The following is a 19,783-nucleotide window of genomic DNA, read 5'->3' as shown; positions in this document are numbered from 1 at the left end:
CTCCTTCTGTAGGGTTGAGGCGCAGCGGCGTATTGGTTTTTTGCTGTTGCCTGCTGCACAGAAGCTTATGCAGAGGTTATGCCAGATTTATTGAAGGAATAAATAGCTAAACAATTCAATACCATAAGATGTAATCCTGTATCGCATGGAGACGTAATTTTGCTTATGTGTCGCAAATCGCAACACATGAGAAACCATAAAGCTACAATATTGCAACATCATCCATCCGACCCCGAGGTGCTCCGTGCAAGGTAATTCGTTTACTCTCGATCCCGAGGTAAAAACCAGCCCGTTGCTCAGCGATTCCTGGTTTCGTAGCCAGCAGTACGGCCTGGATCCCGCGACGGATGATTTCCCGCGCCTGGGTTCCGGCGAACTGGCGGATGCGCTGGCCAGCCATGCCCGCTTACAGCAGCTGACCCAGCCGGTGGTGAACACCCTGTCGCGAAAAGTGAGCGATCTCCAGTCGGTGGTAATCCTCTCTGACGCCAGCGGTCTGGTGCTGCAAACCTTCGGTAACATGCACGCCATGCAGAAAGCACAAAGCTTCGCGCTGGCTCCGGGAAATCTGTGGAGCGAGAGCGGGCGCGGTACCAACGCCATCGGTACCGCGCTGGCCATTGACGACAGCTGTGAAATCGACGGTCGCCAGCACTTCCTTACCCGCAATCAGGATCTCTATTGCGCCGCGATGCCGGTTCAGAGTCCGGACGGAAAAATTGCCGGGGTGCTGGATATTTCCGGCCCGGCCCACTTCCCGCACCCCCACACGCTGGCGTGGGTAAAAGAGGCCGCGAAGCAGATTGAATATCTGTGGGTAAAACAGAGTCTCCATCCGCAGCAGTGGCTGATGAGCCTGCACCTTCACCCCCACAAACTCGACAGCGTTGAAGAGCTACTTCTGGTCTTTTCCGATAACGTGCTGACCGCCGGCAACCGCCTGGCGATGCGCGATCTGGGCCTGGATAGCGGACAACTCGGCCATATCACCTTTCAGCAGCTGTTTCCTCAGCTGGCGCAAACGGCGGTGAATGTTCCGCTGCCGCTGACCCACCAGCGACAAACCTATTACTACCGCCTGCGCGCGCCAACCCGAACCCACGTTGCGGTACCGGCTCCGGCCCCCGCGCCGACGCTGCCGGCCATCGAGCTGCCTTTCGCCAGTCAGCGTGAGGGGGAGAAGATGGTGCGTCTGCTGAATGCCGGCATTGCCCTGTGTATTGAAGGCGAAACCGGATGCGGCAAAGAGTTTGTCAGCCGCACGCTTCACCAGCACAGCCGCTGGCGCCACGGTAAATTCGTGGCTATCAACTGCGCGGCGATCCCCGAATCGCTGATTGAATCGGAGCTGTTTGGCTACCAGCCTGGCGCCTTTACCGGCGCCAGTAAGAATGGCTATATCGGTAAAATTCGCGAGGCGGATGGCGGCGTGCTGTTTCTCGATGAGATTGGCGATATGCCGATGCTGCTTCAGACCCGGCTGCTGCGGGTGCTACAGGAAAAAGAGGTTACGCCGCTCGGCGCCAGTCAGAGCGCTCCGGTCAGCTTTGCGCTTATTTGCGCCACCCACCGTAACCTGATGCAGCATGTTGCCGACGGTACGTTTCGCGAGGACCTGCTCTATCGCCTGCGCGAATTCGCCCTCACTATTCCGCCGCTGCGGGAGTGGCCACAGCTGCCGGCGTTTCTTCAGCAGCTATGGCAAACCCTCGGTGCCGAAGCGCGACACGTAGAGCTCTCGCCTGCGCTCCTGACCCATCTCGCCACCCTTCCCTGGCCGGGCAACGTGCGCCAGCTACAAAGCCTGCTGAAGGTGCTGCTGGCGCTGGCTGATGAAGGAGAACAACTGGAGGTGGAGGATTTACCGGCGGAGTACCGGTCAGCCCCGGCTCCGGCTCCGTCACGCGGATTGCAGCAGCACGATGCCCAGCTGATTGCCGACACGCTGTCGACGTATAACGGTAATGTCAGTAAAGCGGCGCAGGCTCTGGGAGTCGCGCGCAGCACGCTCTACCGGCGCGCCGCGCGGACAAGAAACTAAACCTTAGCTACGGCGTAAAACGGGCCGGCAGCCAGGAAAACATGCGCTGGCTGATGGCTTCACAAATCCGCACCATTGCCGGCCCAAAGGCCTGCCAGACCCCTTTGCTCACCCAGACGGCAACCGCCGCCACCGCCACTGCGCCGGCCATATCCAGCGGAAAATGGACCCCGAGGAAAATGCGTGACCAGGCCACCGGCAGCGAAGCGAGCAGGACAAACAGCCCGAGGCTGCGTAGACGCAGCGAAAGCAGCGCAAATGCCGCGCTGAACATCACCAGGCCGTGATCGCTCGGGAAGCCATTATCCGCCGGATGGCTGATCCAGGTATGGCCCAGCGGCATCATAAACGGCCGGGGGTGGAACCACAGCGAGCCGCAGAGATAGCCCAACGCAAGCGCCATCAGAATATTCAGCGTGCAAAACAGCGCCTGCCGGTGCCCCTGGCGGCCGCCTAAAAACCACAGACCGAGCAGAATAGCCGGAACGATAAAGATCATTCCGCTTGCGCAGAAGCGGGCTAGCGCCAGAAGGCTCTCCGACGTTCCCGGCTGAGCATTCAGCGCCAGAAAAGCGCTTTGGTTAACCGTTTCGAGTACATTCATTGCGAGGGTCCATGCCAGTCATATTACTGTCATTATCGCGATTCTCTCTTAAGTTACGCTTAACCCCACGCCGAAGAGATGACGCATTTTATGGGTGGCCTCCGGTCTGGCGGATCGCCTGGGGCAATCCGGCGAGCAGCGCATCGATGGTGACCCGGATCTTCTGCGGCACCCACGGCGCCTCGGGCCAGACGGCGGAGATCGCGAAGGTGACGCTGGCGCTTTGCGGCAGAATACAGCGCAGCCGCCCCTGTTCAACCTCCTGGGCAGCCAGCCAGTCCGGAATCCAGGCAATACCCAGCCCGCTCACCGCCGCCGCCGCTATCGCCGTAAAATCATCCATCACCAGATGCGCCTGCGGCTGCCAGGCCACGGGACCGCTTTGTGGATCGTGCAGCCGCCATTTCTGAAGCTGCCCGCCGCGCAGGTAACCGATGGTCTGGTGTCCGGCCAGTTCAGGGAGAGTCGATGGTTGCGGATGCGCCTGTAAATAGGCGGGCGAGGCGCAAAGTACCATGCCATGGTGGCCGAGGTGACGAGCTTTCAGGAAGGTGGAATCTGCCAGCGTGCCAATACGAATCGCCAGATCGAATCCCTCTTCAAAAAGATTAACCTGGCGGTCGCTGAAAGAGAGCGCGAGTTTTAGCTGCGGATAGCGCTGGCTGAGAGAAAAGAGAATCGGGGATACGCAGCGTTGGCCAAACAGCACCGGCAGGCTGATCCGCAGCCGCCCTTGCACCCGCATTTTGCCGCGATGGATTTCATCCTCCGCCTCGCGAATACTGTCCAGCGCCTGACGACATTGCAGGTAGAACAGCTCCCCCTCTTCCGTCAGGGTCTGACTGCGGGTCGTTCGCTGGAAAAGCGCCGCGCCCAACCGCGCCTCGAGACGAGCGACCGTTTTACCGACCGCCGAGCGGGTCACGTGCAGCCTCTCCGCCGCCTTAGCAAAGTTACCGCACTCCACGACGGCGACAAAAACCGGAATACCGCTCAGGTCGGTGTTCATAAGATTGGTTCCTGAAAGGATACAATTGAGAAAAATAATGTCACTACTGGCGCCAAAAAGACAGTGTTAGCCTTTGCGTAACCACGATAACCAGAGGCCACGTCCCATGAGTCAGGTTTTACTTTTGAAATCCAGCATCAACGGTCAGGCATCGCTGACCAACCGGTTAATAGATGACTATATGCAGATGCGCAAAGCGTCTGGCCAGCAGGATAGCGTGACAGAACGCGATCTGACGACCATGGCGCTGCCGGCCCTCGATCGGCCGCTGTTTGCCGCCCTGCGCGGCGCCCAGGATCCGACTCCGGCGATCCAGCGGGGCGTCGCGCTATCGGATAGGCTGATTGATGAGCTGAAAACCAGCGATCTGCTGGTGATCGGCGCCCCCATGTATAATCTCAACGTCCCTACCGATCTGAAAAAATGGTTTGATCTGGTCGCCAGGGCCCGCGAAACCTTCCGCTACACCGACAGCTGGCCTCAGGGGTTGGTCGAGGGTGTACGCGCGGTGGTGATCAGCTCCCGCGGAGGCGTACATTGCGGGCAGGATACCGATGCCGTAACCCCTTATCTCCGTTCGGTACTGGGTCTGATGGGCATCAGCGAAGTGACATTTATCTATGCCGAAGGTCTGGATATCCAGCCTCACGGCCGCGATGCTGGCATCGCCCAGGCCACAGAACAGCTTATCCGACTGACGCAAGCGTCCTGACCGCGACGGCATTTTCTGCGCTGGTACCGCGCCGTTTTTTATTTTAGACTTATCTAAATTTAGAAAAGACTAAAATACATGAATACACCAGAACAGCTGCAGTCCAGCGCCGGGGAAGCCGCCGCCCTGTTGAAAGCCATGAGCAATCCGAACCGGCTGATGATTCTGTGCATGCTGTGCGAGACGCCGCGCGCCAGCGCAGGCGAACTGGCGCAGATCACCGGCCTGAGCCCTTCGGCCACCTCTCAGCATCTGGCACGCATGCGCGATGAAGGCCTGATCGGCAGTGAGCGCGAGGCGCAACGTATCCACTACTTCATCACCCACCCTGCGGTTCAGCAAATCATTACCACGCTGAAGACCATTTATTGCCCATAAGGAGCCGTCATGACTATCGTCACCCTTTCTCCTGAAGAGGCCCGGGCGCAAATCGCGCAAGGGGCCAGATTAATCGATATTCGCGATGCCGATGAATACGCCCGCGAACACATCCCCGATGCCGAGCTGGTGCCGCTGGCTGCCCTGAATAACGGCGCAATGCTGCGCACTGCCGCGGATGAAACGGTCATTTTTCATTGTCAGGCGGGATCGCGTACACAAAATAATGCCATTCGTCTGCTGGCTGCGGCAGCTCCGGCACAGGTGAAACTGCTGGCCGGCGGTATTCAGGCCTGGAAAGCAGCAGGATTGCCCGTCAAAGAGGATAAAACCCAGCCGCTGCCGTTAATGCGCCAGGTGCAAATCGCCGCGGGAGTGCTCATTCTGCTGGGCGTGGCGCTGGGCTATGGCGTCAGTAGCGGCTTTTTCCTGCTGAGCGCTTTTGTCGGCGCCGGCTTAACCTTCGCCGGCATCAGCGGTTTTTGCGGGATGGCGCGCCTGTTGGCCATCATGCCCTGGAACCGACGCTGACGCCTGCGGCATCAGGCCTGTTGTATGCTGATATTCAGCTACGCTAAAGTGAAGGCGAACAGCGGCATTAATCCATGCCAGAGGAGAAAAACGATGTATTCAGTAGGTGATCTGGTTCAGCCTCGTATGGGCGGACCAAAACTCAAGATTGTGGCCGTCGGTGAAGATCATATTGTCGCCGTACAGGCCAGTAATGAACAGGGTGAGAAATATACTCTGAAGCCTGCAGACGTCACACCTTATAAAGAAGAAGGTGATTTTGGCGTTTGCTAATACACACGGTGGGATTCCCCACCGTTATTTTTTCGCTATCCGACAGCAGCCTTAACTCCTGCCGAATATCATTTTCACTAACGCTTAAATCAGAAAACTTTCCAGCGTCGCGCCGGCTTCAATCGCACGAGCGATCGGCTTCGGCATACGTCCCTGGCCGGTCCAGGTTTTTTGCGCACCGGAAAAATCGGTAAACCGGTATTTTGCCGGACGCGGCTGGCGTTTTTTCGCCTCCTTCGACGGGCCTGCATTCTGCGTGACCAGCTCATCAGGTGTAATACCGTCGGCAATCATCAATTCCAGCCAGGTATTAATTTTTTCCTGGTATTCCGCCTGCTGTTGCAGGGCAGACTGCTGCTCTGACCGTTTTTCTTCAGTGACGACCCTGAGTTTTTCCAGCATTTCTTCAAGTACGTCAATGGAGAATTCACGCGACATCGCCCGCAGTGAACGGATATTATTCAACTTCTGTAACATTAAAGACATAAATTATTAAACGTTCCCAAATTACATATAAGACAATACTACCGGGGTACTTTAATATATGAAGCCATATATTACCACCTTTAATGGCGAGTGATAAATATATTCAGACCACGACGTCCATATTTTATTTAAAATAACCACAGCGGTTATCCAGTTAATCCCCGAAATTAATTCAGCGACAATCTGAATAGAGTAAAAAAACCGCAAAAATATCATCACTCAGTATATTACCTGCATGGTCAGCAGGTTAGCGGGATATGTCCGACGGAAGGATAAGGTCACAACGCTCTGCCAGTGAATGAACATGCATGAAAATCGAATACACACCAACGAACAAAAACAGAATCTAATGCTATTTAAATCGCATTTATGGCATAAATTATTCTAAAAGTGACAGAAATCACATTGGAACGTGACTTCAGGCGGTAGTCGGCACAATCGTGGCTTCGCGTGAGCCTCCCTTTCTGCTCACCAAAAACATAAACAATTGATAAATAAATAAAAAATTAAGAGCCAGGACAAAAGTAGCGCAGCGAAGACAAAACCACCTTTCGCAGAGTATTTTATCGACAAAAAGCCATTAAATAAAAATTTACAGCTAGTTGTCTCTTTCATCGCAGAGAGATAATCTACGCACATCAAAACAGGCAACCCAAAACGCTGTAAAAGAGCGCATTTTGTGGCGTATCAGACTTCATTTTCGAGGAGCACACCGATGTTCTCTGCGCAGTCCCGCTTGCGTCATGCGGTAGCAGACACCTTTGCGATGGTGGTTTACTGCACCGTTGTGAACATGTTGATCGAAATTTTCCTCTCCGGAATGACCTTTGAGCAGTCGTTATCCTCGCGCCTGGTGGCGATTCCGGTGAACATTATTATTGCCGTGCCTTACGGATTTTACCGCGACCGCGCCATGCGCCTGGCACGTCACATTAGCCCTTCCGCCTGGATGAAGAGTATTGCCGATGTTGTGGCTTATGTGACATTCCAGTCGCCGGTGTATGTTGCTATCTTATTTTCCGTCGGTGCCGACTGGCATCAAATTGCCGCGGCGGTGAGCTCAAATATTGCGGTATCGATGATGATGGGAGCGGTTTACGGCTATTTCCTTGACTACTGCCGCCGTCTGTTCCGCGTCAGCGCTTACCAGCAGGCTAAAGCCTGAGTCCCGATGCAACCTGCGACTGACCACCGTCAGTCGCCTGCTCGTCTGCTTTCCCCTACTTCACATCCAGGCACGGGTCTTCATACGATTAGTTATGAGACAGGCTCGGCTGCGCTTCGCCATATAATCCCCGCAAAAAACGCTCAAGCGCCATGCGTGAACTGAAGCCATGCGGAATACCATAATGCTGCTGTACATCTCCGGCTAAATACAGCGGAAACTGTTCATAATGATCGCAGGTTTTGATATCCGAGGCGGGTTCCGCCAGCGAATTACTGCGCTCTTTTAACGCCGGATGAATAATTAAAGCGGTCCGCCCCATGCGCGCTTCGCGGTTCACATAAACATAATTATCGCCACGGCGATAGCCGTACGCTTTTTGCGTCACAACATCCATGGTGAAGCCGGCTTTTTCAAGAACACGCGCCACCTCATCGGGTCTTAAATACATACTCATTCCTCTTTATCTTTTACCGCACCTTTACCTTACCTTATTCATCATTGATAGTGCTTTCGGAAAATTCCAGAAACGGCACTGCAAAAGCATAATTCAAAATCTTGTTCTACACTTAATGACTCAATGGAATTAAGGGAGAAATCGATGGCTAACCGTCTGAACCGCAACAATGTCGATGAAAGCGCTGAAGATATTCATAACGATGTCAGCCAATTAGCGGATACGCTAGAAGAGGTGCTGAAATCATGGGGCAGCGATGCGAAAGATGAAGCTGATGCCGCACGGAAAAAAGCCCAGGCGCTGCTGAAAGAGACGCGAGCCCGTCTGAACGGGAACAACCGTGTGCAGCAGGCCGCTCGCGATGCCGCAGGCTGTGCCGATAGCTACGTGCGGGATAAACCGTGGCAGAGCGTCGGAGCCGCTGCCGCAGTTGGACTATTTATTGGCGTATTATTGAATTTACGTCGATAATATAAACGATACATGAAGATAACAAATACGCGTCTGCCCCTGTGTGCCTCTGGCCCGGGGGCTTTTTGTTGCCTCAACGCACGATCGCTACTTCAGGAAGCTCAATCCCCCGAATCCTCAATCAGCGACTTTATTTATCAGCAGAAAACAGCGCGACTTTGAGTTGACGCACCGCCTCCGTTGCCATCGCCATCGATGTCAGATTAGTAAAGCTCACCAGCAGCCCCCCTTCGCCGCGACTTTGTATCCGCCAGTCGCTCAGCGCCTGTACCGACAGGCCGACCTGCCGGGCTTTCAGAGCCAGCGCCCGATCGTCACCGTTCACCGTAATAACCAGCTGAATCCCCCCTAACTGAGGGACGACGCTGAACCCCTGCGCCAATAGCGCGGACTCCAGCCACTGTCGGCGCTGCGCATAGCAGGTACGCATTTTCTTCAGATGACGCCAGAAATGACCTTCGTGGATAAAGTCAGCCAGCGTCTGCTGCCACAGCGTCGGTACGCTACAGCTCATCCATTCGGCCTGCTGGCGAAAGGCGGCCACCTGCGGAAGGGGCACCACCAGCCAGGCGGCGCGTAATGCCGGAAAAAGCGATTTACTGAAGGTGCCGGCGTAAATTACCCGCTGCGGGGCATCAAGACTTTTCAGCGGCGGCAGCGGCTTACCCCGGTAGCGAAATTCGCTATCGTAATCATCTTCAATAATCCAGGCGTCGCGCCGGGCCGCCCATGCCAGCAGCTGCCTGCGTCGGGCCAGCGACAGCGCAACCCCCAGCGGACTCTGGTGCGCGGGAGTGAGAAGCGCAAAATGCGCATCGGGGTAATGGCGTTGCGCCCACGCCACATCCATCCCCTCTTCATCGACAGGAACCGGATCGATGACCACCCCTTCCCCGGTTATCACCGGCCGAATCAGCGGAAACCCCGGATCCTCCATCCACATATGCTGACCTGGCTGCGCCAGAGTGCGGAGGAGCAGCCTCATGGAAGCGGCATAGTTGCCGGTCACCAGTACCTGTTCGGGCAGGCATTCAATACTGCGGGAAAGCCGCAGATAATCGACAATGGCCCGCTGCAGGATCATCTCACCGCACGGATCGCCGGGCGCCAGGTCAAAACGCGTTTGCGTTCGCAGTCGCCGCCCCATCACCCGCGCCCACAGGCCGCGGGGGAAAAGATCCAGCGCCGGCAGACCCAGTTGAAACGGCTGCAGCGTCGTCGGTTCAATGCCCGACGGCAGACGCGCCGGTTCCTCCCGCAGCGGACTCAGACGCTCGCTGACAAAGGTGCCCGCCTGCCCTCGTCGCTCCAGCCAGCCCTGAGCCACCAGCTCACCCCAGGCATTCTCCACGGTTGCGCGGGAGACGCCCAGCTCCTGCGCATAAACCCGACTGGCGGGCAGGCGGCTGCCCGGCGCGAGTTCGCCGTGTTCAATCGCAGATTTGAGCTGTCTGGCAATGCGCTGATAGTGCGGGACTTTTTTGATTTCCATTATGGTCTGCTTTTTCCATTAAAATATGGCTATCTTTTGCAGTCCATTATAGTGCTATTTTGCTGCGGTCTTAGAACCCATTCCCCGCGGTTCAACATTGAGGAAAACATCATGAGCACACTCCGTCAGCCCTATAACGAACTGAGCCCGGAAGTCTATAACGCGCTGGTACAGGCCAAGATTGCGCTGGAAAAAAGCGAACTGGACGGCGCCCTGCTGGAACTGGTTTACCTGCGGGTATCACAGATTAATGGCTGCGCCTTCTGTCTGGAAATGCACAGTAAAGCGCTGCGTAAATCCGGCGTGGCGCAGACTAAACTGGATGCGCTGGCCGGCTGGCGGGTAAGCGGGCATTTCAGCGCCGCAGAACAGGCGGCGCTGGCGTGGGCGGAATCGGTGACGCATATTGCCAGCACCCACGCAGAAGATGATGTTTACCTGCCGCTGCTGGAGCATTTCAGCGCACGCCAGATCAGCGACCTGACCTTCGCCATCAGCCTGATGAACGCGTTTAACCGCCTTGCGGTCAGCATGCGCCTGTAATTTCAGGCGTACCCGTCCGGCCCTCATGGCGTGCTTCCGTGAGGGTTCCCCTTATCTAAAAACGCTATATATTGCGTGGTTGAACTTTTAGATAACTACATCTAGTATTTCCTGAACAGTTAACCGATAGCGGACGTCGCACTTTTTTGCGCCGTTCTGTTATCTTAAATGGAAATACGAATCATGCGCATTACTATTTACACTAAAAATGACTGCGTCCAGTGCCATGCCACTAAGCGGGCCATGGAAAGCCGCGGATTTGCCTTCGAGATGGTGAATGTTGAGCATCATCCGGATGCCGCTGACATGCTGCGCGAACAGGGCTTTCGTCAGCTGCCGGTCGTGATAGCCGGTGAAACCCGCTGGTCCGGTTTTCGCCCGGATATGATTAACCGCCTGCGCCCCGAACCGGTGGCCAACGCATGAGCCTGATCGTCTACTTCTCCAGCAGTTCCGAAAATACGCATCGGTTCGTCCAGCGTCTGGGGCTGCCCGCGGTGCGCATTCCGCTTAACGAGCGGGAACGCATCCAGGTAGACGCCCCCTACATTCTCATTGTCCCCAGCTACGGCGGCGGCGGCACGGCTGGCGCGGTGCCCCGGCAGGCGATCCGCTTTTTAAACGACCCGCATAACCGCCAGCGGATACGCGGCGTGATTGCTGCCGGTAACCGTAACTTCGGCGACGCCTATGGCCGGGCCGGCGACGTCATCGCGCAAAAGTGCGGCGTACCGTATCTGTATCGCTTTGAGCTGATGGGCACCCCAACCGATGTCGATAACGTGCGTAAAGGAGTAAACGAATTTTGGCAACGACAACCGCAGAACGTCTAACCACCGGGGCGGCAGATTTCCACGCCCTCAATGCGATGCTGAATTTGTATGACAGTAATGGCCGTATTCCGTTTGAAAAAGACCACCAGGCGGTAGACGCCTTTATGGCGACGCACGTGCTGACCCATACCGTCTCTTTCACGACGCAGAATGAAAAACTGGAATGGCTGATCGCCGAAGGCTATTACGATGCCAGCGTGCTGGCACGCTACGATCGCCGTTTTGTGCTGACGCTGTTTGACCACGCGCACGGCTACCCGTTCCGCTTTCGGACCTTTCTCGGCGCCTGGAAATTCTATACCAGCTATACCCTGAAGACCTTTGACGGCAAACGCTACCTTGAGCATTTTGCCGATCGCACCTGCATGGTCGCCCTCACCCTCGCGCAGGGAGATGAGACTCTGGCCCGGCAGTTGACCGATGAGATCCTCAGCGGGCGCTTTCAGCCGGCGACGCCCACCTTCCTCAACGCCGGTAAACAGCAGCGGGGCGAGCTGGTTTCCTGTTTCCTGTTGCGCATTGAAGACAATATGGAGTCGATTGGCCGGGCGGTGAACTCGGCGCTGCAGCTGTCTAAGCGCGGCGGCGGCGTGGCGTTTTTATTGTCCAATTTGCGCGAGTTCGGGGCACCGATTAAGCGCATTGAAAATCAATCTTCCGGCGTAGTGCCGGTGATGAAAATGCTCGAGGATGCCTTCTCCTACGCCAACCAGCTCGGCGCCCGCCAGGGAGCCGGGGCGGTCTACCTGCACGCCCATCATCCGGACATTCTGCGTTTTCTGGACACCAAGCGGGAAAACGCCGATGAGAAAATCCGCATCAAAACCCTGTCGCTTGGGGTCGTGATCCCGGACATTACCTTCCAGCTGGCAAAAGACGACGCGCAGATGGCGCTGTTCTCACCCTATGACGTCGAGCGCCTGTACGGCAAGCCGTTTGGCGATATCGCCATCAGCGAGATGTATACGCAGCTGGTCGCCGACGAGCGGGTCCGCAAACGTTGGATCCGCGCCCGGGAACTGTTCCAGCGGCTGGCAGAGATTCAGTTCGAGTCCGGCTATCCCTACATCATGTTTGAAGATACCGTCAACCGCGCCAATCCGATTGCCGGGCGAATTAACATGAGTAACCTGTGCTCGGAAATTTTGCAGGTCAACACCCCGTCGACCTTTGATGAAAATCTGGATTATGCCAGCGTAGGCCAGGATATCTCCTGCAACCTTGGGTCGCTGAATATTGCGCATACCATGGATTCGCCGGATTTTGCCCGCACGATCGCCGTGGCGGTGCGCGGCCTGACGGCGGTTTCCGACATGAGTGATATACGCTCGGTGCCATCGGTGGCGGCGGGCAATGCCGCCTCCCATGCCATCGGTCTTGGCCAGATGAACCTGCACGGCTATCTGGCCCGGGAAGGTATCGCCTACGGCAGCCCGGAAGGGCTGGACTTTACCAACTTCTATTTTTATACCGTCACCTGGCATGCGCTGCATACGTCGATGCAGATAGCCCGCGAGCGCGGTGAGTATTTTGCCGGATTTGAACAATCGCGCTATGCCAGCGGCGAATACTTCGAACGCTATCTGCAGGGCGACTGGCAGCCGAAAACGGCAACAGTGCGCGCGCTATTCGCCCGCGCCGGAATCCGCCTTCCCGACCGCGATATGTGGCTGAAGCTACGCGATGACGTCATGCGCCACGGTATCTATAACCGTAATTTGCAGGCCATCCCGCCTACCGGATCGATCTCCTATATCAACCATGCGACCTCGAGTATCCACCCGATTGTCTCAAAGATAGAGATCCGCAAAGAGGGGAAAACCGGGCGGGTTTACTACCCCGCGCCATTTATGACCAATGACAACCTGGCGCTCTATCAGGATGCCTGGGAAATCGGCCCGCAAAAAATTATCGACACCTATGCCGAAGCCACGCGGCACGTCGATCAGGGGCTGTCGCTGACGCTCTTTTTCCCCGATACCGCCACCACCCGCGATATCAACAAGGCGCAAATCTACGCGTGGAAGAAGGGAATCAAAACGCTGTATTACATCCGTCTGCGCCAGCTGGCGCTGGAAGGTACCGAAATCGAAGGCTGCGTGTCCTGCGCGCTGTAAGGAGAACAGGATGACCCATTTAACGCGTATTCGCGCTATTAACTGGAACAACATTGAGGACGATAAGGATCTGGAGGTCTGGAACCGTCTGACCAGCAACTTCTGGCTGCCGGAGAAAGTGCCGCTGTCTAACGACATTCCCGCCTGGCAGACGCTGACGCCAGTGGAACAGCAGCTTACTATTCGCGTGTTCACCGGACTGACGCTGCTCGATACGATTCAGAACACCATCGGCGCGCCGGCGCTGATGGCGGATGCGCTGACCGCGCACGAAGAGGCGGTGCTCTCCAACATCAGCTTTATGGAGGCGGTGCATGCCCGCTCCTACAGTTCGATTTTCTCCACCTTGTGCCAGACCAAAGATGTCGATGCCGCCTACGCCTGGAGCGAAGAGAATGCGCCGCTCCAGCACAAAGCCCGGCTGATGCTGGAGTATTATCAGGCGGATAATCCGCTGAAGAAGAAAATCGCCAGCGTGTTTCTCGAATCCTTCCTCTTCTATTCCGGATTCTGGCTGCCGATGTATTTTTCAAGCCGCGGCAAAATGACCAATACCGCCGACCTGATTCGCTTGATTATCCGCGATGAAGCGGTGCACGGCTATTACATCGGCTATAAGTACCAAAAGGGGCTGGAAAACATCGCGGCCGACGAGCGGGAGCAGCTGAAGAATTTTGCCCTCGATCTGCTGATGGATTTATACGATAACGAACTGGCCTACACCCGGGATCTGTACGCCGACAGCGGCTGGATTGAGGAGGTGAACGCCTTCCTGTGTTACAACGCCAACAAAGCGCTGATGAACCTGGGCTACGAGGCGCTGTTTCCGGCAGAGATGGCGGCGGTCAACCCGGCGATTCTGGCGGCGCTTTCGCCAAATGCCGATGAAAATCATGACTTTTTCTCCGGCTCCGGTTCCTCGTATGTGATGGGCAAAACGGAAGAAACCGCCGACGACGATTGGGATTTTTAACCTTACTTTCACCAGGAATATATTGTCCGGTTTCCTGGTGATCTATTTCACATAATTAACTTTTATCACACAAAAAAACCACGCGATATTTTCCTGACATATTGCCGTAATATTCAGCAAGAATCGCGTGGTTCACCAGTTATTCCCCTATCATCTGTAAAAAATATCACCTGCCAATAATCAACGCTCAGCCCTTCTATCATGGGGAATACGCCGAAGTGCGGCCCTCTCATTTCGCCGCCGATGGGACATTGAGGGTTGTCACAGAATCTGAGTATGTTAGGGTGTAAAAAGGTAATTATCTCCACCAGGTACTATATTGACATAATACAAATAACAGGAAACTCTCTATTGCATGGCAATTAAATTAGAAATTAAGAATCTCTATAAGATATTTGGCGAGCATCCACAGCGAGCGTTCAAATATATTGAAAAAGGATTTACTAAAGAACAACTACTGGAAAAAACGGGACTTTCGCTTGGCGTAAAAGACGCCAGTCTGACCATTGAAGAAGGCGAGATATTCGTCATCATGGGGCTTTCCGGCTCAGGAAAATCCACCATGGTTCGCCTTCTCAATCGCCTGATTGAACCCACCCGCGGGCAGGTGCTGATAGATGGCGTCGATATCGCCAAAATCTCAGAAGCCGAGCTGCGTGAGGTGCGCAGAAAAAAGATCGCTATGGTATTTCAGTCATTTGCGCTGATGCCGCATATGACCGTGCTCGACAATGCCGCCTTTGGTATGGAGCTGGCGGGCATGTCGACCCAGGAGCGCCAGCAGAAAGCGCTGGAGGCGCTGCGTCAGGTCGGCCTGGAGAATTACGCGCATGCTTACCCGGATGAGCTCTCCGGCGGAATGCGCCAGCGCGTCGGCCTCGCCCGTGCGCTGGCCATCAACCCTGATATCTTATTAATGGACGAAGCCTTCTCGGCCCTTGACCCATTAATTCGTACAGAAATGCAGGATGAGCTGACAAAATTACAGGCGAAACATCAGCGTACCGTGGTATTTATTTCCCACGATCTTGATGAAGCCATGCGCATTGGCGATCGCATCGCCATCATGCAAAATGGCGAAGTCATTCAGGTCGGTACCCCGGATGAAATACTGAATAATCCCGCCAATGATTATGTCAAAACCTTCTTCCGCGGTGTCGATATTAGCCAGGTGTTCAGCGCTAAAGATATTGCCCGACGAAGCCCGGTAGGCTTAATTCGTAAAACGCCAGGTTTCGGTCCGCGTTCAGCATTGAAATTATTGCAGGACGAAGACCGTGAATATGGTTATGTGATTGAACGTGGTAATAAGTTTGTCGGTATTGTCTCTATTGATTCACTGAAATCCGCCTTGAGCGAAGGTCAGGGAATTGATGCGGCGTTACTCGCATCCCCGCAGGCGGTAGATGCGCAAACGTCGCTCAGCGACCTGCTCTCCCACGTCGGCCAGGCACCGTGCGCGGTTCCGGTTGTGGATGAAGGGCACCAGTACATCGGCATTATTTCTAAAGGAATGCTGCTGAAGGCTTTAGATCGCGAGGGGGCAAACAATGGCTGATCAATCTAACCCGTGGGATACCGCACCGGCGGCGGATAGCGCCGCACAATCTGCCGATGCCTGGGGCACCCCGGCATCCGCACCGACCGATGGCGGCGGTGCCGACTGGCTAAACAGCGCGCCGGCGCCGCAGCCGGAACATTTCAACATCATGGATCCGTTCCATAAAACGCTGATCCCGCTCGACAGCTGGGTGACGCACGGTATCGACTGGATCGTGGTGCACTTCCGCCCGCTGTTCCAGGGCATCCGTGTGCCGGTGGACTACATCCTCAGCGCTTTCCAGCAGCTGTTATTAGGCATGCCGGCACCGGTCGCCATTGTGCTGTTCGCGCTTATCGCCTGGCAAATCTCCAGCGTGGGGATGGGCGTAGCGACGCTGATCTCTCTGGTTGCGATCGGTGCCATCGGCGCCTGGTCGCAGGCGATGGTGACTCTGGCGCTGGTTCTGACCGCACTGCTGTTCTGTATGCTGATCGGCCTGCCGCTGGGGATCTGGCTGGCGCGTAGCCCACGAGCGGCGAAAATTATTCGCCCGCTGCTGGATGCCATGCAGACAACGCCGGCGTTCGTCTACCTGGTACCGATTGTCATGCTGTTCGGGATTGGTAACGTTCCAGGCGTGGTGGTGACTATTATCTTCGCCCTGCCGCCTATCGTCCGTTTGACCATCCTCGGGATTAACCAGGTGCCCGCGGACCTGATTGAGGCTTCGCGCTCGTTCGGCGCCAGCCCGCGTCAGCTGCTCTTTAAAGTGCAGCTTCCGCTGGCAATGCCGACCATCATGGCCGGGGTTAACCAGACGCTGATGCTGGCGCTGTCAATGGTGGTGATCGCCTCGATGATCGCCGTGGGCGGTCTTGGCCAGATGGTGCTGCGCGGGATCGGCCGCCTCGATATGGGGCTGGCGAGCGTCGGCGGCGTCGGGATCGTCATTCTGGCGATTATTCTCGACCGCCTGACCCAGGCCGTCGGCCGCGATTCCCGCAGCCGCGGCAACCGTCGCTGGTACGCAACCGGTCCTCTGGGGCTGATTACCCGCCCGTTCTGTAAATAGTCTTCTCATCGCCCGGCGGCACTGCACCTGCCGGGCCCGCAGCTCTCCCTTCTCATTCATAAGGAATAACGATGCGACATAACACGATTATTGCCACAACGTTTGCCACTCTGCTCGCCACCAGCGCTGCCTGGGCAGCCGACCTACCGGGAAAAGGCATTACCGTCAAACCGATTCAAAGCACCATTACGGAAGAGACCTTCCAGACCCTGCTGGTGAGCCGCGCGCTGGAAAAACTGGGCTACACCGTCGATAAGCCCAGCGAAGTGGACTACAACGTTGGCTATACCTCGCTTGCCTCCGGCGACGCGACCTTCACCGCCGTCAACTGGCAGCCGCTGCATGACGATATGTACGCTGCCGCCGGTGGCGATAAAAGCTTCTATCGCGAAGGCGTTTTTGTTAACGGCGCGGCACAGGGCTACCTGATTGACAAAAAAACCGCCGAACAGTATCACATCAAATCCATCGATCAGCTGAAAGATCCGAAAATTGCCAAACTGTTCGACACCAACGGCGACGGTAAAGCCGATCTGACCGGTTGTACGCCGGGCTGGGGCTGCGAAGCGGTCATTAATCATCAGATTGATGCCTATGGCCTGAGCAAAACGGTGGTGCACAACCAGGGGAATTATGCGGCGATGATGGCCGATACCATTGCCCGCTTTAAAGAAGGTAAGCCGGTTATCTACTACACATGGACGCCGTACTGGGTCAGCGACGTGCTGAAGCCGGGCAAAGATGTCGTCTGGCTGCAGGTTCCGTTCTCCTCCCTGCCGGGAGTGCAGAAAAATATCGATACCAAACTGGCTAACGGCGCGAACTATGGCTTCCCGGTAAGCACGATGCACATCGTGGCCAACAAAGCCTGGGCAGAGAAAAACCCGGCGGCGGCAAAACTGTTTAGCATCATGAAACTACCGATTGCCGACATTAACGCCGAAAACGCCATGATGCATGAAGGTCATGCCTCAGAAGCGGATATTCAGGGTCACGTTGATGGCTGGATCAAAGCCCATCAGCAGCAGTTTGACGGCTGGGTGAAAGAAGCGCTGGCCGCGCAGAAGTAACCTGCCCTCAGGCCCGGAGGCAGCGCGCAGTCCGGGTACCTGAGCGCGCCACTCCGCTACCCCGGCGCCGGCCGGGGTAGCGTTCAGACGGTCCCACTCACCCGCCAGCGCCGCTTAACAAGGTGTCAAAGCGCCCCGCTCTCTGCTAAGGTAATCTCACCTGTTCAATCATGTGATATTCACGTGAGTTATCAATAAATAACGCGCTATGGAAAAACCTGCCCCTGCCAGTGAGGCCACGCTGCCTGAAGGGATTAAAGACAGCCTGCCGATTGTGATTAGCTACATTCCCGTGGCCTTTGCCTTTGGCCTGAACGCCACCCGACTCGGCTTCACGCCGCTGGAAAGCCTGTTCTTTTCCTGCATCATCTACGCCGGCGCCAGCCAGTTCGTCATTACCGCGATGCTCGCCGCAGGCAGCTCGCTGTGGGTGGCGGCCCTCACCGTGATGGCGATGGATGTGCGTCACGTTCTGTACGGCCCTTCGCTACGTAGCCGCATTCATCGCGCGCTGGATAAACGAAAAACCGCGCTCTGGGCTTTTGGCCTGACCGACGAAGTTTTCGCGGCGGCCACCGCAAAGCTGGTTCGCGACAACCGCCGCTGGAGCGAAAGCTGGATGCTCGGTATCGCCTTCACCTCCTGGATATCATGGGTGTTCGGCACGCTGATCGGCGCCTACTCCGGTAGCGGCCTGCTGGTCGGTTTTCCGGCGGTGGAAGCCGCGCTGAGCTTTATGCTACCCGCGCTGTTTATGAGCTTCTTACTGGCCTCGTTCCAGCGGAAACAGTCTCTCAGCGTGACGGCCGCCCTGGCCGGTGCCCTGGGCGGCATTATTCTGTTTTCTATTCCAGCGGCCATTCTCGCCGGGATTGTCTGCGGCTGTCTGGCCGCGCTGATTCAGGCCAGCATTCAGGGGATGCCCGATGAACAATAACGTGCTGATTATCGGGATAGTGGTCGGCTGCGTGAACTATCTGTTTCGCTATCTGCCGCTGCGCCTGCGCGCAGGAAACGCGCGCCCGACGCGACGCGGTCCGCTCAGCGTGCTGCTCGATACCATCGGCATCGCCTCCATCTGCGCCCTGCTGATCGTCTCCAGCGTGCCGGAAATCCTCAGCGATTCCAGACGGCTGCTGCCTACGTTGGTTGGATTCACGGTGTTGGGACTGGCGTTCTGGAAGACGCGCAGCATTATTATGCCCACGCTGCTGAGCGCGTTGGCCTATGGAATAGCATGGAAAATCACAACTTTTTTATACTTTTAAAGTATCAATTTTAGTCAATAATTGATTTGATTTATTTGTCACAATAGTTATTATATCGGCTGTAATTAATGAGGTCATACCCAAATGGATAGTTCGTTTACTCCCATTGAGCAAATGCTCAAGTTCCGCGCCAGCCGTCACGAAGATTTCCCTTTCCAGGAGATTCTGCTCACCCGCCTCTGTATGCACATGCAAGGTAAGCTACTGGAAAACCGCAATAAGATGCTGAAAGCGCAGGGGATTAACGAGACATTATTTATGGCGCTGATCACGCTGGAGTCTCAGGAAAACCACAGTATTCAGCCTTCTGAGCTGAGCTGCGCGCTGGGATCGTCACGGACCAACGCAACCCGTATTGCCGATGAACTGGAAAAACGCGGCTGGATTGAGCGTCGCGAAAGCGACAACGATCGCCGCTGCCTGCATCTGCAACTCACCGACAAAGGTCATCAGTTTTTGCGCGAAGTTTTACCGCCGCAGCACAACTGCCTGCATCAGCTCTGGTCTTCTCTGAGCACCAGCGAGAAAGACCAGCTCGAGCACATCACCCGCAAACTGCTTAGCCGCCTTGACCAGATGGAAGAGGATGGCGTACTGGCGGAGTCGCTGCGTTAAGCGCGGGAACTGCTCAAAACTTTTTCTGGATTGACAAGGAAAAACAGACAGGCCAGCAGATCATCTGCTGGCCTTTCTGATAAACAGGTCGGCTCAGCCGATGTGAAATAATAAGATCGTGGAGAATAAC

The 19,783-nt window shown here is 55.8% G+C and carries 23 protein-coding genes; 18 read left to right on the top strand and 5 right to left on the bottom strand.

All coding sequences use genetic code 11. The annotated features are described in order from the left end of the window. The first annotated feature begins 244 nt into the window (after positions 1-244). Positions 245-2,041 carry a sigma-54-dependent Fis family transcriptional regulator gene (locus tag AC236I_RS05630; protein WP_015585898.1) on the top strand — a complete coding sequence of 599 codons (1,797 nt, stop codon included), beginning with the start codon at positions 245-247 and terminating at the stop codon, positions 2,039-2,041. A 7-nt stretch (positions 2,042-2,048) separates the two neighbouring features. Here the strand turns inward: AC236I_RS05630 and AC236I_RS05625 are convergent, their stop codons facing one another. Both AC236I_RS05625 and AC236I_RS05620 read right to left on the bottom strand, forming a co-directional pair. Next, positions 2,049-2,645: an undecaprenyl-diphosphatase gene (locus AC236I_RS05625; protein WP_487608709.1), complete on the bottom strand. Its 597-nt coding sequence runs from the start codon at positions 2,643-2,645 to the stop codon at positions 2,049-2,051. A gap of 88 nt (positions 2,646-2,733) precedes the next feature. Further along, positions 2,734-3,654: a LysR family transcriptional regulator gene (locus AC236I_RS05620; RefSeq protein WP_004866739.1), complete on the bottom strand. Its 921-nt coding sequence runs from the start codon at positions 3,652-3,654 to the stop codon at positions 2,734-2,736. A 106-nt stretch (positions 3,655-3,760) separates the two neighbouring features. Between AC236I_RS05620 and AC236I_RS05615 the strand changes: the two genes are divergently transcribed. From AC236I_RS05615 to AC236I_RS05600, 4 genes are all read left to right on the top strand, one after another. Further along, on the top strand, positions 3,761-4,366 hold the full coding sequence (locus AC236I_RS05615) for an FMN-dependent NADH-azoreductase (protein ID WP_004866743.1): 606 nt from the start codon (positions 3,761-3,763) through the stop codon (positions 4,364-4,366). A gap of 78 nt (positions 4,367-4,444) precedes the next feature. Beyond that, entirely contained in the window at positions 4,445-4,744 is a 300-nt protein-coding gene (locus tag AC236I_RS05610) for an ArsR/SmtB family transcription factor (protein WP_004866746.1), read from the top strand. Between the two features lie 9 nt (positions 4,745-4,753). Continuing rightward, positions 4,754-5,275, top strand: a complete 522-nt coding sequence (locus AC236I_RS05605; protein ID WP_004866749.1) for a rhodanese family protein — start codon at positions 4,754-4,756, stop codon at positions 5,273-5,275. Between the two features lie 93 nt (positions 5,276-5,368). Next, positions 5,369-5,548, top strand: a complete 180-nt coding sequence (locus AC236I_RS05600) for a hypothetical protein (protein ID WP_015585895.1) — start codon at positions 5,369-5,371, stop codon at positions 5,546-5,548. A gap of 84 nt (positions 5,549-5,632) precedes the next feature. Here the strand turns inward: AC236I_RS05600 and stpA are convergent, their stop codons facing one another. Further along, complete coding sequence (gene stpA / locus AC236I_RS05595) at positions 5,633-6,034, bottom strand: DNA-binding protein StpA (protein WP_004866755.1); 402 nt, start codon at positions 6,032-6,034, stop codon at positions 5,633-5,635. A 715-nt stretch (positions 6,035-6,749) separates the two neighbouring features. Between stpA and alaE the strand changes: the two genes are divergently transcribed. Beyond that, complete coding sequence (gene alaE / locus AC236I_RS05590) at positions 6,750-7,199, top strand: L-alanine exporter AlaE (RefSeq protein ID WP_004866758.1); 450 nt, start codon at positions 6,750-6,752, stop codon at positions 7,197-7,199. Between the two features lie 88 nt (positions 7,200-7,287). Here alaE and AC236I_RS05585 read toward each other — a convergent pair whose 3' ends face one another. Continuing rightward, complete coding sequence (locus AC236I_RS05585; RefSeq protein WP_004866760.1) at positions 7,288-7,650, bottom strand: DUF2002 family protein; 363 nt, start codon at positions 7,648-7,650, stop codon at positions 7,288-7,290. Between the two features lie 150 nt (positions 7,651-7,800). Here AC236I_RS05585 and AC236I_RS05580 point away from each other — a divergent pair, with 150 nt between their 5' ends. Continuing rightward, positions 7,801-8,127 carry a DUF883 family protein gene (locus AC236I_RS05580; protein ID WP_004866763.1) on the top strand — a complete coding sequence of 109 codons (327 nt, stop codon included), beginning with the start codon at positions 7,801-7,803 and terminating at the stop codon, positions 8,125-8,127. Positions 8,128-8,257: 130 nt separating this feature from the next. Here AC236I_RS05580 and pdxR read toward each other — a convergent pair whose 3' ends face one another. Further along, positions 8,258-9,619: a MocR-like pyridoxine biosynthesis transcription factor PdxR gene (gene pdxR, locus AC236I_RS05575; protein WP_123629442.1), complete on the bottom strand. Its 1,362-nt coding sequence runs from the start codon at positions 9,617-9,619 to the stop codon at positions 8,258-8,260. Between the two features lie 111 nt (positions 9,620-9,730). Here pdxR and AC236I_RS05570 point away from each other — a divergent pair, with 111 nt between their 5' ends. The 11 genes from AC236I_RS05570 (at position 9,731) to mprA (ending at position 19,653) form a co-directional block, all read left to right on the top strand. Further along, a complete protein-coding gene (locus AC236I_RS05570) occupies positions 9,731-10,162 on the top strand; it encodes a carboxymuconolactone decarboxylase family protein (RefSeq protein WP_015585892.1) in 432 nt (143 codons plus the stop codon). Positions 10,163-10,345: 183 nt separating this feature from the next. Then, entirely contained in the window at positions 10,346-10,588 is a 243-nt protein-coding gene (nrdH, locus tag AC236I_RS05565; RefSeq protein WP_004866773.1) for a glutaredoxin-like protein NrdH, read from the top strand. Next, positions 10,585-10,995 (top strand): class Ib ribonucleoside-diphosphate reductase assembly flavoprotein NrdI, encoded by a 411-nt coding sequence (gene nrdI / locus AC236I_RS05560; RefSeq protein WP_004866776.1) that lies wholly within the window; start codon positions 10,585-10,587, stop codon positions 10,993-10,995. The genes nrdH and nrdI overlap by 4 nt, the downstream gene beginning before the upstream one ends. Further along, positions 10,968-13,112 carry a class 1b ribonucleoside-diphosphate reductase subunit alpha gene (gene nrdE, locus AC236I_RS05555; protein ID WP_032718130.1) on the top strand — a complete coding sequence of 715 codons (2,145 nt, stop codon included), beginning with the start codon at positions 10,968-10,970 and terminating at the stop codon, positions 13,110-13,112. Before nrdI ends, nrdE begins: the two co-directional genes overlap by 28 nt. Before the next feature lie 10 nt (positions 13,113-13,122). Next, complete coding sequence (gene nrdF, locus AC236I_RS05550; RefSeq protein ID WP_004866782.1) at positions 13,123-14,085, top strand: class 1b ribonucleoside-diphosphate reductase subunit beta; 963 nt, start codon at positions 13,123-13,125, stop codon at positions 14,083-14,085. A gap of 355 nt (positions 14,086-14,440) precedes the next feature. After that, entirely contained in the window at positions 14,441-15,643 is a 1,203-nt protein-coding gene (proV, locus tag AC236I_RS05545) for a glycine betaine/L-proline ABC transporter ATP-binding protein ProV (protein ID WP_004866784.1), read from the top strand. Beyond that, a complete protein-coding gene (proW, locus tag AC236I_RS05540; protein WP_004866787.1) occupies positions 15,636-16,700 on the top strand; it encodes a glycine betaine/L-proline ABC transporter permease ProW in 1,065 nt (354 codons plus the stop codon). Before proV ends, proW begins: the two co-directional genes overlap by 8 nt. A gap of 71 nt (positions 16,701-16,771) precedes the next feature. After that, the gene (gene proX / locus AC236I_RS05535) at positions 16,772-17,770 is read left to right on the top strand and encodes a glycine betaine/L-proline ABC transporter substrate-binding protein ProX (RefSeq protein WP_004866790.1); all 999 of its coding nucleotides are present in this window, start codon (positions 16,772-16,774) and stop codon (positions 17,768-17,770) included. Between the two features lie 208 nt (positions 17,771-17,978). Beyond that, positions 17,979-18,707, top strand: a complete 729-nt coding sequence (locus tag AC236I_RS05530; protein WP_015585890.1) for an AzlC family ABC transporter permease — start codon at positions 17,979-17,981, stop codon at positions 18,705-18,707. Beyond that, a complete protein-coding gene (gene ygaH / locus AC236I_RS05525) occupies positions 18,697-19,038 on the top strand; it encodes an L-valine transporter subunit YgaH (RefSeq protein WP_004866795.1) in 342 nt (113 codons plus the stop codon). The genes AC236I_RS05530 and ygaH overlap by 11 nt, the downstream gene beginning before the upstream one ends. Before the next feature lie 84 nt (positions 19,039-19,122). After that, positions 19,123-19,653 carry a transcriptional repressor MprA gene (mprA, locus tag AC236I_RS05520; protein ID WP_004866799.1) on the top strand — a complete coding sequence of 177 codons (531 nt, stop codon included), beginning with the start codon at positions 19,123-19,125 and terminating at the stop codon, positions 19,651-19,653. Positions 19,654-19,783 lie beyond the last annotated feature (130 nt).

The organism is Klebsiella sp. Sb-30 (assembly GCF_057652795.1).
This window is presented reverse-complemented; position numbering and strand designations above follow the sequence as displayed.

Excerpts from the sequence above, each read along its gene's own strand:
- nrdI (WP_004866776.1), top strand. The coding sequence starts at position 10,585 with ATGAGCCTGATCGTCTACTTCTCCAGCAGTTCCGAAAATACGCATCGG.
- ygaH (WP_004866795.1), top strand. The coding sequence starts at position 18,697 with ATGAACAATAACGTGCTGATTATCGGGATAGTGGTCGGCTGCGTGAAC.
- pdxR (WP_123629442.1), bottom strand. The coding sequence starts at position 9,619 with ATGGAAATCAAAAAAGTCCCGCACTATCAGCGCATTGCCAGACAGCTC.
- nrdH (WP_004866773.1), top strand. The coding sequence starts at position 10,346 with ATGCGCATTACTATTTACACTAAAAATGACTGCGTCCAGTGCCATGCC.
- stpA (WP_004866755.1), bottom strand. The coding sequence starts at position 6,034 with ATGTCTTTAATGTTACAGAAGTTGAATAATATCCGTTCACTGCGGGCG.
- proW (WP_004866787.1), top strand. The coding sequence starts at position 15,636 with ATGGCTGATCAATCTAACCCGTGGGATACCGCACCGGCGGCGGATAGC.
- AC236I_RS05610 (WP_004866746.1), top strand. The coding sequence starts at position 4,445 with ATGAATACACCAGAACAGCTGCAGTCCAGCGCCGGGGAAGCCGCCGCC.
- nrdF (WP_004866782.1), top strand. The coding sequence starts at position 13,123 with ATGACCCATTTAACGCGTATTCGCGCTATTAACTGGAACAACATTGAG.
- AC236I_RS05605 (WP_004866749.1), top strand. The coding sequence starts at position 4,754 with ATGACTATCGTCACCCTTTCTCCTGAAGAGGCCCGGGCGCAAATCGCG.
- AC236I_RS05600 (WP_015585895.1), top strand. The coding sequence starts at position 5,369 with ATGTATTCAGTAGGTGATCTGGTTCAGCCTCGTATGGGCGGACCAAAA.
- AC236I_RS05615 (WP_004866743.1), top strand. The coding sequence starts at position 3,761 with ATGAGTCAGGTTTTACTTTTGAAATCCAGCATCAACGGTCAGGCATCG.
- proV (WP_004866784.1), top strand. The coding sequence starts at position 14,441 with ATGGCAATTAAATTAGAAATTAAGAATCTCTATAAGATATTTGGCGAG.
- AC236I_RS05530 (WP_015585890.1), top strand. The coding sequence starts at position 17,979 with ATGGAAAAACCTGCCCCTGCCAGTGAGGCCACGCTGCCTGAAGGGATT.
- AC236I_RS05580 (WP_004866763.1), top strand. The coding sequence starts at position 7,801 with ATGGCTAACCGTCTGAACCGCAACAATGTCGATGAAAGCGCTGAAGAT.
- proX (WP_004866790.1), top strand. The coding sequence starts at position 16,772 with ATGCGACATAACACGATTATTGCCACAACGTTTGCCACTCTGCTCGCC.
- AC236I_RS05625 (WP_487608709.1), bottom strand. The coding sequence starts at position 2,645 with ATGAATGTACTCGAAACGGTTAACCAAAGCGCTTTTCTGGCGCTGAAT.
- AC236I_RS05620 (WP_004866739.1), bottom strand. The coding sequence starts at position 3,654 with ATGAACACCGACCTGAGCGGTATTCCGGTTTTTGTCGCCGTCGTGGAG.
- mprA (WP_004866799.1), top strand. The coding sequence starts at position 19,123 with ATGGATAGTTCGTTTACTCCCATTGAGCAAATGCTCAAGTTCCGCGCC.
- alaE (WP_004866758.1), top strand. The coding sequence starts at position 6,750 with ATGTTCTCTGCGCAGTCCCGCTTGCGTCATGCGGTAGCAGACACCTTT.
- AC236I_RS05585 (WP_004866760.1), bottom strand. The coding sequence starts at position 7,650 with ATGTATTTAAGACCCGATGAGGTGGCGCGTGTTCTTGAAAAAGCCGGC.
- AC236I_RS05570 (WP_015585892.1), top strand. The coding sequence starts at position 9,731 with ATGAGCACACTCCGTCAGCCCTATAACGAACTGAGCCCGGAAGTCTAT.